This is a genomic window from Shewanella sp. OMA3-2, assembly GCF_021513195.1.
GTDB lineage: Bacteria > Pseudomonadota > Gammaproteobacteria > Enterobacterales > Shewanellaceae > Shewanella.
Map to the genome: position 1 here is coordinate 1,489,908 of NZ_CP090974.1, position 12,605 is coordinate 1,502,512.

Here is a 12,605-nt window from a genome sequence, read left to right on the forward strand (position 1 = left end):
ATGTTTAAATTATCACATGGTAGTAAGCAGTTAGATTTAGCCCAACCTGTTGTTATGGGGATTGTTAACGTAACACCTGATTCCTTCTCCGATGGCGGAGAGTTCAGTTTATTCGAGCGAGCCTGTAAACATGTTGATTATATAATTGACCAAGGCGCTAGCATTATTGATGTTGGTGGTGAATCCACTCGTCCAGGTGCGGCTGAAATCACAGTTGAGCAAGAACTTGCCAGAGTATTACCTTTAATCAAATATATTGCAGCTAAGCATGATGTTTGGATCTCAATTGACACCAGCAAACCAGAGGTTATGCAGCAAGCTGTAGCTGCGGGTGCTAGTTTAATTAATGATGTGAGAGCGCTGCAGCTCCCAGGTGCAATTGAGATGGCCGCAGCTTTAAATGTGCCAGTTTGCTTGATGCATATGCAAGGTCAGCCTCAAACAATGCAAAATTCTCCAGAGTATCAAGATGTTATTGTTGAGGTGAGTGCTTTTTTTGAACAGCGAATTTTCGCCTGTGAGGCAGCAGGCATAGCAAGAAGCCAGATAATATTAGATCCAGGCTTTGGCTTTGGTAAAACTTTAGCGCATAATTACCGCCTATTAGCCACATTGTCACAGCTACGCCAATTTAACTTACCCATATTAATTGGTTTGTCTCGAAAAAGTATGATTGGTGATTTATTAGCAAGGTCAACGTCAGAGCGTTTAGCTGGCAGTCTTGCTGGTGCGTTAATTGCTGCGCAGCAAGGGGCTCAAATTATACGTGTACATGACGTTCCCGAAACCGTCGATGTATTGAAAGTCATGTCGGCTACTATGGCGAGTATTTAACTTTGCCGCTGATGATAAATTAATTACAACAAACTGAGTGAATTCACTTAAGTGGGGATATGTGAAACAAAGACAATTTTTTGGAACTGATGGTATTCGTGGCAAGGTCGGTTCAGGCAAAATGACACCTGAGTTAGCATTAAAATTGGGGTGGGCCGCAGGTCGAGTATTATCACGTAGTGGTACTAAAAAAGTGATTATTGGTAAAGATACCCGTATTTCAGGTTACTTATTTGAATCAGCATTAGAAGCGGGCTTATCTGCCGCAGGTTTAAATGTGTTATTACTTGGCCCTATGCCAACGCCTGCCGTGGCTTATTTAACCCGCACATTTAGAGCTGAGGCTGGCGTTGTTATCAGCGCATCACACAATCCTTATTATGATAATGGTATTAAGTTTTTTTCAACTGATGGCAGTAAGCTAGATGATGCGATTGAACTTGAAATTGAAGCAGAGCTTGAAAAACCATTAGTATGTGTTGAATCACATTTGCTAGGTAAAGCACGCCGTATCGATGATGCAGCAGGTCGCTACATTGAATATTGCAAAGGTAATTTCCCTGCAGAGCACACTTTAACAGGGCTGAAAATTGTTGTAGATTGTGCCCATGGTGCCACTTACCACATAGCACCAAGTGTGTTTAGAGAGCTAGGTGCTGAAGTCATTGCTATTGGTGATAAACCTGATGGGTTAAATATCAATGACAAAGTTGGCGCAACTGCAATGGCCAAGATTTGCGAAACAGTATTAGCAGAAAATGCAGATTTAGGTATTGCGTTAGATGGTGATGGCGATCGAATTATGATGGTTAATCGTCATGGCGAGGTGATTGATGGCGACCAAATTTTATACATATTAGCAGTCGATGCACAAAAGCGTGGCATATTAAAAGGTGGCGTAGTCGGCACTTTAATGTCAAATCTAGGGCTTGATTTGGCGTTGCAAGATTTGAATATTCCATTTGTTCGCTCTAATGTTGGCGACCGTTATGTTATGGAACTGCTGAAAAAGCATGAATGGCGTATTGGCGGTGAGAATTCAGGTCATATTCTTAACTTAGACCATGGTACTACTGGCGATGGTATTATAGCGGGTATTTTAGTGTTAGCTGCGATGCGTAGGCAGAATGCTTCACTTGAGTCGCTAACCGAAGCGATGAAGATGCTACCGCAAGTATTAGTTAATGTCAGGTTTGAAGGCAGTGATAACCCGCTTGATTCTGATGCGGTTAAATCGGCACAAGCTTATGTTGAGCAACAACTTGGCGCTAGAGGCCGAGTATTACTAAGAAAGTCGGGTACAGAACCGCTTATTCGCGTGATGGTTGAAGGCGATGAGCATGATCAAGTGCTGGCGTTTGCAAATAAAATTGCCGAAGCGGTAAAAATGTCCTGCTAGTCAGAAATAAATCATAAATATTTAATTATGCTGTTGCTGGGGTGAAAAGTAACCACTTCGACAGCTTATTGTAAATATTCATCTATTACCTATTGTAACTTGATAAGTGGTTCGCTATTATTCACGCCGCTTTCAAAGGAGACAGTGATGGCACTCAGACGTCCTATGGTAGCTGGCAACTGGAAAATGAATGGCAATTCGGCATTAGCTGAAGAGTTATTTAAGAAGTTTGCAGCAAAGCTCCAAAATGATTCCGCTGAAGTGGTTTTATGCCCGCCTTCAATTTATCTTGAAAGTGTTAGGCAACTGCTTGAGTCAAACAAGCAAACCCTAGATGGGGCCCTTGTTAGAATGGGCGCGCAAAATCTTAGTCAACATGACTTTGGCGCGTATACCGGTGAAATTTCCGGGCAGATGCTAAAAGATTCAGGATGTCGATATGTTATTATCGGTCACTCCGAACGTCGCCGTATGTACGGCGAAACGAGTAATATAGTGGCAGAGAAATTTGCCGCAGCTCAAAAACATGGTTTGACCCCTATATTATGTGTAGGTGAGTCAGGTCCAGCACGAGAAGCAAGACGAACTTTTGAAGTTATTGCCGAAGAGTTGGATATTGTCATTGAGAAAAATGGCACTATGGCTTTTGACAATGCAATTATCGCCTACGAACCCTTATGGGCAGTAGGGACAGGTAAAAGCGCAACACCAGAGCAGGCACAAGAAGTTCATGCGTTTATTCGCAGTCGCCTCTCTGAAGTGTCTCCATTTATTGGAGAAAATATCAGAATTTTATACGGTGGAAGTGTCACACCAAGTAATGCGGCAGATATTTTTGCCCAACCTGATGTTGATGGTGGATTGATTGGCGGAGCTAGCTTAAATTCGTCCGAATTCCTAAGTTTATGTTCCATAGCAATGAGCGCATAATAATATGTACGAAGTACTTATAGTTGTTTACATGGTGGTAGCAATTGGCCTAGTAGGTTTAATTCTTATTCAGCAAGGTAAAGGCGCCGATATGGGCGCATCATTCGGAGCCGGAGCGTCTGGTACGTTATTTGGTTCTAGCGGTTCAGGTAACTTTCTGACTCGTAGCACAGCAGTTTTAGCTATCGCATTTTTCGCTTTAAGCTTAGTGATTGGTAATCTTAGTGCCAATCACAATAAAGCTGAAGATACGTGGAGCGATATAGGTCCAGCAACTGAGCAAATCATTGATGAAGCACCAGTAGTTGAACAACAATCAGAAGATAAAATCCCTGATTAAAGTACCAAATTAGCCGAGGTGGTGGAATTGGTAGACGCGCAGCCTTGAGGTGGCTGTGTCCTAACGGACGTGCGGGTTCAAGTCCCGCTCTCGGCACCAGTTAAAAATTGTTCAGTTAGCTTAGTATTTCTGAATAGTTATTGCAAGATTAGACGTAAGTCAATATACTTGCATGCAGTTGACGCGGGATGGAGCAGTTTGGTAGCTCGTCGGGCTCATAACCCGAAGGTCGTCGGTTCAAATCCGGCTCCCGCAACCAGCTCCCTGTTATTGGATATTTCGATAACAGATACAGGTTCTATAGCAAAATAGCCTCGTATTTACGGGGTTTTTTGTTATATGGACTTTTGATTTTCCGTGATTTTAAGGCGGATTAGACAGGGGCTTTAGCCCTTTTTTTGTTTTTTGGGGGTCATTTTTGGCAACATTAGAATCAAGACTGGTAGATATGTTAACTGTACCAGTTGAAGCTCTTGGTTTTAAGCTTTGGGGTATTGAATATGTCCAGGCTGGTAAACACTCAATAGTACGCATATTTATTGATCATGAAAATGGCATCCATATTGAAAACTGCGCAGAAGTGAGTCGACAAGTGGGTGCAGTACTTGATGTTGAAGACCCTATTTCTACAGAGTTTACCCTTGAAGTATCTTCTCCAGGTGTAGATAGACCTTTATTTACTGCTCAGCAATATGCAGCCTATATAGGTGAAGATGCAAAAGTACAATTGACTATGCCGGTTGCGGGTAGTCGAAATTTAAAAGGTGCCATTACTAAAGTTGACGGGCAAATGCTCACAATCACAGTAGATGGAAAAGACTTGGTTGTTGCTTTGGATAATATCCGCAAAGGCAACATCATCGCAAAATTTTAATAGTTTCAGGTGAAGAACGAGGCTAGACCAAATGAATAAAGAGATCCTGCTAGTAGCAGAAGCGGTTTCAAATGAGAAAGCGATTCCGCGTGAGAAAATTTTTGAAGCGTTAGAAACTGCCCTTGCAACAGCAACCAAGAAAAAATACGAAGGTGATATTGAAGTTCGCGTTGCTATCGATCGCAAAACCGGACACTACGACACTTTCCGTCGCTGGATGGTTATCGATGATCAAGGTGAGCCGTTAGAAAACCCGTATAGCGAAATTACGCTTGAAGCTGCACGTTATGAGAATCCAGATCTTCAACCTGGCGATTATGTTGAGGATGAAATCGATTCAGTAGTATTTGATCGTATTACAACTCAAACTGCAAAACAGGTTATCGTGCAAAAAGTACGTGAAGCTGAGCGCGCTCAAGTTGTTGAACAGTTTATTGAGCGAGAAGGTGAGATTGTTACGGGTGTTGTCAAGAAAAGCACTCGTGAAAACGTGGTTGTTGATTTAGGTAATAACGCTGATGGCGTGATATTTAAAGAAGACTTAATCAGCCGTGAATCTTTCCGCCCTGGGGATCGCGTTCGTGCATTACTTTATGCGGTTCGCCCAGAAGCGCGTGGCGCACAGTTATTTTTAACGCGTAGTAAGCCAGAAATGCTCATTGAGCTTTTCCGTGTAGAAGTGCCTGAGATTTATGATGAATTGATTGAAGTTATGGGCGCTGCCCGTGAGCCTGGCGCTCGCGCTAAGATCGCCGTAAAATCAAACGACAAACGTATAGATCCAATTGGTGCTTGTGTCGGTATGCGTGGCGCACGTGTTCAAGCTGTATCAAATGAATTATGTGGTGAGCGTGTCGATATCGTGTTGTGGGATGATAATCCAGCGCAATATGTTATCAATGCAATGGCACCTGCAGATGTTGCTTCAATTATTGTTGACGAAGATAACCATTCAATGGATATCGCCGTTGAAGCAGACAGTCTGGCGCAAGCAATTGGTCGTAATGGCCAAAACGTACGTTTAGCCACTCAACTTACCGGTTGGGAATTAAACGTAATGACAGTAGAAGACATGAATAAGAAACACCAAGCGGAAAGCGCGAAAGTGGTTGAATTATTTATGGCTACTTTAGAAGTAGACGAAGATTTTGCAACAGTTTTAGCGGAAGAGGGTTTCACTTCATTAGAAGAGATCGCTTACGTACCAGAAGCAGAATTACTTAATATTAACGGATTTGACGAAGATATCGTTACAGCCTTGCGTGAACGTGCCAAAGCTGCGATTTCTACGCGTGCACTAGCTTCAGAAGAAGCATTAGATGGTGCACATCCAAGTGAAGACTTATTAGCGCTCGACGGTTTAGAAAGACATCTTGCTTTTGTTTTAGCAAGTAAAGGTGTTGTAACATTAGAAGACCTTGCTGAGCAAGGTATCGATGATTTAATCGAGATAGAAGAATTGACAGAAGAAAAAGCAGGTGAGCTCATCATGGCAGCCCGCAATATCTGTTGGTTTGGCGAAGAAGCATAAGTCGATCAACAGGGGGATTTATTTGATGGCAGATACAAGTTTAGAAAAGTTAGCTCAAGAAGTGGGCAAAACGGTTGATCGTTTAGTTGAACAATTTAACGAAGCCGGCATTAAAAAGACAAAAGCTGATACAGTTTCTGAAAATGAGAAACAACAATTATTAGATTTTTTGAAGAAGCAACATGGTGGCGAATCTGCACCAACCAAAATGACATTACAGCGTAAAACCGTTTCTACGTTAAGCGTGTCTGGTTCTGGTGGTCAGTCAAAAGACGTTAAAGTTGAAGTGCGTAAAAAGCGTACTTTCGTTAAACGTGATGACGCTGATGTCGCTAAGCAAGCAGCTGAAGAGCAAGTTAAAGCGGAAGAAGCAAAGCTTAAAGCGGCAGCAGATGAAAAAGCTAAAGTTGAAGCAAAGGCTAAAGCTGATGCAGATGCTAAAGATAAAGCTGCTAAAGACGCTGAAGCAAAAGCCAAAGCTAAAGCACCAGCAGCAAAAGTTGAGCCTAAAGTTGAAAAACCTTTAGACCCAGTCGCTCAAGCTGCAAAAGAGGAAGCTGAACGTATTAAAGCGACTCAAGAAAAAGTGTTAACCCAAAAGCAGATTGAAGAAGCTGATAAAGCCGCTGAAAAGGCGCGTAAACTTGCTGAAGAAAACTCTAAGCGCTGGGCTGACGAAGAACGTCTACGTCTTGAAGCCGAGAAAAATGGTGATCACCATGTGACGACCTCTAAAGTAGCTCGAGCTGCTGAAGATAGTTCTGACATGGATGATGAAAAACGTGGTCGTCGTGCACGCAACAAAAACACCAGTAAGAAACGTGGTGGTAAAGATGCGCGTGACGGTCGTGAAAGACATATGCGTCGTAATACCGCGCCACAGTCTATGGCTCATGGCTTTAACAAGCCTGTTGCAGCAGTGACTCGTGATGTGCGTATCGGTGAAACGGTAACCGTTTCTGAATTAGCTCATTTGATGGCAGTTAAAGCAACTGAAATCATTAAGCAAATGATGAAAATGGGCACCATGGTTACTATTAACCAAGTGCTTGACCAAGAAACTGCGCAGTTAGTCGCAGAAGAAATGGGTCATAAAGTGGTTTTACTTCGCGAAAATGAATTAGAGCATCAAGTGCTTCAAGACCGTGATGATAACGTTAAGTTAGAAACACGTGCGCCAGTTGTAACTATCATGGGTCACGTTGACCACGGTAAAACTTCGCTACTTGATTATATCCGTCGTGCAAAAGTAGCTGCTGGCGAAGCCGGTGGTATTACGCAGCACATTGGTGCTTACCATGTTGAAACTGAGAACGGTATGATTACCTTCTTAGATACTCCTGGTCACGCTGCGTTTACCTCTATGCGTGCTCGTGGTGCTAAAGCGACTGATATCGTTATTCTAGTTGTTGCTGCTGATGATGGTGTAATGCCACAGACAATAGAAGCGATTCAACATGCTAAAGCTGGTAACGTGCCATTAATCGTTGCGATTAACAAGATGGATAAGCCTGATGCTGATCCTGAGCGTGTTAAAAGTGAACTATCTCAACATGGCGTAATGTCAGATGATTGGGGTGGAGACAATATGTTTGTCAACCTTTCAGCTAAGACAGGTGAAGGTGTTGATGATCTATTAGAAGGTATTTTACTTCAGTCTGAAGTATTAGAACTTAAAGCCGTTCGTGACACTATGGCTGCAGGTGTGGTAATTGAGTCTAAGCTTGATAAAGGCCGTGGACCTGTGGCAACAATATTGGTGCAAGAAGGTACTTTACGTCAAGGCGATATCGTTCTTTGTGGTTTAGAGTACGGTAAAATCCGTGCGATGAAAGACGAAAATGGTAATGCGATCACTGAAGCTGGTCCTTCAATTCCAGTTGAGATTTTAGGTCTTTCTGGTGTTCCATCAGCGGGTGATGAAGCTACTGTTGTACGTGATGAACGTAAAGCACGTGAAGTCGCACTTTATCGTCAAGGCAAGTTCCGTGATGTTAAGCTTGCTCGTCAGCAGAAGTCTAAACTTGAAAACATGTTTGCTAACATGGAAGAAGGTGAAGTTCAGGAATTGAATATTGTCCTAAAAGCGGATGTTCAAGGTTCACTTGAAGCAATTTGTGATTCATTGACAGGCTTATCTACTGCTGAAGTTAAAGTTAACATCATCGCTCGTGGCGTTGGTGCTCTTACTGAGACAGACGCAACTTTAGCCGCAGCATCTAATGCTATCATGGTTGGTTTTAACGTTCGTGCAGACGCACAGGCGCGTAAGACTATTGAAGCTGAAAGTGTTGATTTACGTTATTACAGCATCATCTATAATCTAATTGATGAAGTAAGAGCGGCAATGACAGGCATGTTAGCGCCTGAGTTTAAGCAAGTGATCATTGGTCTTGCTGAAGTTCGTGATGTATTTAAGTCACCTAAATTAGGCGCTATTGCTGGTTGTATGGTCACTGAAGGTATTGTTAAGCGTAGCGCGCCAATTCGTGTACTACGTGAAAACGTAGTGATCTACGAAGGTGAGCTAGAGTCTCTACGTCGCTTTAAAGACGATGCCGTTGAAGTTCGTAATGGAATGGAATGTGGTATCGGGGTTAAGAATTACAACGATGTTCGCGTAGGCGACCAAATCGAAGTATTCGAAATCGTCGAAGTAGCTAGAACGCTATAACATGTGAAAGGGCGGCATTAGCCGCCCTTTTTGATTTAATGGCTCAAGTGGGTTTATAGTCATGGCAAAAGAATTTAGTCGTACTCGTCGCATTGGTCAGCAGCTTCAGCAAGAGCTGGCTATGGTGCTTCAACGTGATATGAAAGATCCTCGTATCGGTTTCGTCACGGTCAATGATGTAGAGGTTTCACGTGATTTAAGTTACGCCAGAGTGTTTGTGACTTTTTTCGAAGAAGACATTAAGTTAGTTGAAGAGAAAATAGCAGCGTTAACCGCAGCAGCACCCTATATTCGTACTCTCATCGCAGGGCGGATGAAACTTAGAGTGATGCCTGAGCTGCGTTTTATGTATGACAGTTCATTGGTCGAAGGTATGCGCATGTCTAATCTAGTTAGTCAGGTCATCACTAAAGACAAACAAAAACAACAAGACAGGGGTCGTGTTGATGAGATTGACCAAGACGATACCCAGGAGAAAGATTAATGGCTCGTCGTCAAAAAGGTCGTTTTATTGATGGCATCGTTTTACTTGATAAAGGCACGGGTATTAGTTCTAACCACGCGCTTCAGCGGGTAAAACGTTTTTTTAATGCCAACAAAGCTGGACATACTGGTGCGCTAGATCCCTTGGCTACCGGTATGTTACCTGTGTGTTTAGGCGAAGCAACTAAGTTTTCTCAACATCTTCTTGATGCTGATAAACGCTATACAGTGATTGCTAAGCTTGGGCAACGCACAGATACCAGTGACTCAGATGGCGAAGTGGTTCAAGAGCGAGACATTAACTTTACTCAGGATCAACTACAACACGCATTAACGTACTTTCGTGGTGACACCATGCAAGTGCCATCAATGTACTCTGCATTAAAGCATCAAGGTAAGCCTCTTTATAAATATGCTCGAGAGGGCATTGAAGTCCCACGTGAAGCAAGACCTATTACGGTTTTTGAGCTGAACTTTTTGAGTTTAGAGGGCGACCAACTGACACTGGATATCCATTGTTCTAAAGGTACTTATATTCGTACCATAATTGATGATCTTGGTGAAATGTTGGGTTGTGGTGCACATGTTATCATGCTGCGTCGTACGCAAGTTGCTAATTATCCTTATGAAAAAATGGTAACGTTAGAGCAGTTAGAGGCAATGATTGACGCTGCAACTGAGCAAGAGATATCGCCTTATGACAAACTCGATGCATTATTATTGCCGATGGATACAGCCGTAGCCAATTTTGCAGAAATTAATTTACCGCAAGATATGCTGTACTACGTGATGCAGGGACAAGCGATACAAGCATCAGGATTAAAACCCGATGAGTTAGTGCGAATCACCATTGGTGATGAGCGTAAATTTGTAGGTGTGGGTTCAATGAATGATGATGGTTTACTGGCTCCCAAGCGCTTAATTGTTATTCGCGAAGCTGAATCAGATACCGTAACAGATTGATGTTAAGTTTATCTGTGCTAAAACCGAGCAAATTAATTATTTATATTGCCCTAGCAATAAATTCTCGATAGAATGTTGCGCTTCCTTTAGCTGAGTTAGTGATCGGCTAAAGATTATTTATTATATTTTGGAGATACACATGTCACTAAGTGCTGAAACTAAAGCAAAAATTCTAGCAGACTTCGGTCGTTGCGAAAACGATTCAGGTTCTACTGAAGTACAAGTTGCTTTATTAACTGCTCAAATTAACCACCTTCAAGGTCACTTTAAAACGCACATTCACGATCACCACTCACGTCGTGGTTTGTTACGTATGGTTAGCGCTCGTCGTAAGCTTTCTGCTTACTTAAAGCGTACTGACGTAGCACGTTATACTGCTATGATCCAAAAGTTAGGTTTACGTCGTTAATTCGACTTTAACTTGCTTCGGTAAGTTAAACGTAAAAAAGGAGGCTTAGCCTCCTTTTTTATTACCTAAAATCTGGCGATTGCTTAAAGTTGCAATATTTTAGCGCTTTCAGTGGCAATATATTTTTGTTCAAACTCTTCTAATGGTAGCGGCTTACTGAAGAAAAAACCTTGTCCAATAGGGCAATTGTTCTCTCTTAACCAGTCAAGTTGCTCTGCAGATTCAATACCTTCAGCAACAATTGATAAATTTAATTGGCGACCTAACATCAAAATAGTTGATGCTATTGCGCTGTCCGCTGGAAGATCACTAACAAAAGCGCGATCTATTTTCATGGTTGTTATGGGTAAATGACGTAAATAAGATAATGAAGAGTATCCAGTACCAAAATCATCAACCGCAATCCCAAAGCCTGCGGATTTGAGTTGCTCAAGTTTTGCTATTGCTTGCTCTATATCATTCATCAATGATGTTTCGGTTATTTCTAATTCAAGTAAGTCTGGACGGATTTGATAACGTAAAGCGAGTTGTTTAATATCAGGCACCAAACTTGAGTCGGCAAATTGCTGTGAGGCAACGTTAACAGCAATAGGCACTGCGTAATTATACTTTTTTTGCCAGTCTCTCAGTATTTTACAGCTTTGTTCAATGACCCATCGGCCTATAGGAATAATAATGCCTGTCTCTTCAGCGACAGGGATGAATGACATTGGGCTGATGAGGCGGCCATCTTTTTGCCAACGGATTAATGCTTCGCAACCAATAACCTTATTAGTATTAATATCAAATTTTGGCTGAAAATGAAGTAAGAACTCATTGTTTTTAAGTGCATCATGTAAAGACGCTTCAGTACGCAGCCTTACCGCTGCACGTTCAGTCATTTGTTCTTTAAAGAATGACCATTGATTCGACCCAGCAGCTTTAGCGCTGTACATGGCTATATCAGCATGGCGGATAAGATCTTCAGCACTGTCACCATCATCAGGGTAAATGGAAATACCAATAGAAGCCGCGGGGTGAATCGTATGTTCATTTAACTGCAGAGGCGCATTGAGCTGTATTAGCAGTTTATCGACAAAGTCAGCGGCTTGATCAGGGCTTTGGATATCGTCAGCTAATACCACGAACTCATCACCACCTAAACGAGCCACGCTGCCCTTATCGCCAACAACGCGTTCTAGAATACGTGCGATTCGTGCTAAGAATTGATCACCTAAGGCATGGCCTAGCGAATCATTAACATTTTTAAAGCGGTCTAAATCGATAAACAGCAAAGCAAAGTTACGTTTGTGGACACGTGAGCGCTGAATAGTGACATTAAGAGTTTCCAATAATAAGGTTCGATTAGGTAATCCTGTGAGTGGATCTCGTGTAGCCATTTTTCGCAGTTTATTTTGAGTTTGGCTAAATTGCAGTAAAATTTGATTAAATTTACTGGCGACTAATCCTAGTTCATCGTCTTTATGGGCTTGAGATATCGGTAATAGGTTTTCATCGGGTGAGTCAGGGTCTATCTTATCAATGGCCTCACTTATTCGTGCAATAGGCTGAGTTAAGAATCGATGGAAAACGGTACTAAGAACTAAAGTCAGTAATAATGCACGAGCTAATGTCGCAATAAAACTGAGCTGAAGTCGATTAAACAGGTTCGTAGTTAACTTTTGAGTATCATAAAAAATGGTTAAACTACCAATTAACTGTTGTTTTTTACTGCCTTCAAAATAGAAAGGGCGGTACAGAGGGCGTGATATTTCTTTTAAATCGCCAAATAAACGGTTGCTTAATAAGATGTAATTTTCTGAAAAGTCTTCGCCTTCATTCACCACACTGACAAATAATGAGCCATCATCAAGTTCAAGTACCGCAGAGCCGACGTTATCGACTTTAATAATGCCTTCTAGTGTTTGTTGAGCTAATTTATCATCTAATGCCCAAATAGCATTCGTTGTCGTTTGTTCAACAGAGTTAAGCAATTCTTGCTGTGAGCTAGACAACTGCTGCTTAGTCGTAACAACAACTAGGGCAATTTCAACCACAAAAATAGCTATTGCAAAAAACAACGCCGTAAATACGACAAGATTAGTTTGTTTCCAAGTCAGTGATTTAAATCTTGGGGTCATTATTAATTCCGTGTCTTGTAAGACCAGTATTGTTATTCGTCTTTATTA

The 12,605-nt window shown here is 41.9% G+C and carries 11 protein-coding genes and 2 tRNA genes; 12 read left to right on the plus strand and 1 reads right to left on the minus strand.

Translation table 11 applies throughout. The features are described from left to right. The 12 genes from folP to rpsO all read left to right on the plus strand — a co-directional run bounded on the left by folP (position 1) and on the right by rpsO (position 10,437). Positions 1-834 (plus strand): dihydropteroate synthase, encoded by an 834-nt coding sequence (folP, locus tag L0B17_RS06630; protein ID WP_235088561.1) that lies wholly within the window; start codon positions 1-3, stop codon positions 832-834. Between the two features lie 61 nt (positions 835-895). After that, entirely contained in the window at positions 896-2,233 is a 1,338-nt protein-coding gene (gene glmM, locus L0B17_RS06635) for a phosphoglucosamine mutase (protein WP_235088562.1), read from the plus strand. Positions 2,234-2,380: 147 nt separating this feature from the next. Next, positions 2,381-3,163: a triose-phosphate isomerase gene (gene tpiA / locus L0B17_RS06640; RefSeq protein ID WP_235088564.1), complete on the plus strand. Its 783-nt coding sequence runs from the start codon at positions 2,381-2,383 to the stop codon at positions 3,161-3,163. A gap of 4 nt (positions 3,164-3,167) precedes the next feature. Further along, on the plus strand, positions 3,168-3,503 hold the full coding sequence (gene secG, locus L0B17_RS06645) for a preprotein translocase subunit SecG (RefSeq protein ID WP_235088566.1): 336 nt from the start codon (positions 3,168-3,170) through the stop codon (positions 3,501-3,503). Between the two features lie 12 nt (positions 3,504-3,515). Beyond that, positions 3,516-3,602, plus strand: a tRNA-Leu gene (locus L0B17_RS06650). 83 nt (positions 3,603-3,685) lie between these two features. Beyond that, a tRNA-Met gene (locus L0B17_RS06655) sits at positions 3,686-3,762 on the plus strand. Positions 3,763-3,921: 159 nt separating this feature from the next. Then, a complete protein-coding gene (gene rimP, locus L0B17_RS06660; RefSeq protein WP_235088567.1) occupies positions 3,922-4,377 on the plus strand; it encodes a ribosome maturation factor RimP in 456 nt (151 codons plus the stop codon). 31 nt (positions 4,378-4,408) lie between these two features. Beyond that, entirely contained in the window at positions 4,409-5,908 is a 1,500-nt protein-coding gene (gene nusA, locus L0B17_RS06665) for a transcription termination factor NusA (protein WP_235088571.1), read from the plus strand. 25 nt (positions 5,909-5,933) lie between these two features. Continuing rightward, positions 5,934-8,582 carry a translation initiation factor IF-2 gene (gene infB / locus L0B17_RS06670; RefSeq protein WP_235088574.1) on the plus strand — a complete coding sequence of 883 codons (2,649 nt, stop codon included), beginning with the start codon at positions 5,934-5,936 and terminating at the stop codon, positions 8,580-8,582. A gap of 61 nt (positions 8,583-8,643) precedes the next feature. Next, positions 8,644-9,066, plus strand: a complete 423-nt coding sequence (rbfA, locus tag L0B17_RS06675) for a 30S ribosome-binding factor RbfA (protein ID WP_235088582.1) — start codon at positions 8,644-8,646, stop codon at positions 9,064-9,066. Then, positions 9,066-10,028, plus strand: coding sequence for a tRNA pseudouridine(55) synthase TruB (truB, locus tag L0B17_RS06680; protein WP_235088584.1), 963 nt, complete (start codon positions 9,066-9,068; stop codon positions 10,026-10,028). Before rbfA ends, truB begins: the two co-directional genes overlap by 1 nt. A gap of 139 nt (positions 10,029-10,167) precedes the next feature. After that, positions 10,168-10,437, plus strand: coding sequence for a 30S ribosomal protein S15 (rpsO, locus tag L0B17_RS06685; protein WP_235088586.1), 270 nt, complete (start codon positions 10,168-10,170; stop codon positions 10,435-10,437). Between the two features lie 83 nt (positions 10,438-10,520). On the opposite strand, the gene L0B17_RS06690 is transcribed toward rpsO, so the two are convergent. Continuing rightward, entirely contained in the window at positions 10,521-12,557 is a 2,037-nt protein-coding gene (locus L0B17_RS06690) for a putative bifunctional diguanylate cyclase/phosphodiesterase (protein WP_235088590.1), read from the minus strand. Positions 12,558-12,605: the final 48 nt, after the last annotated feature.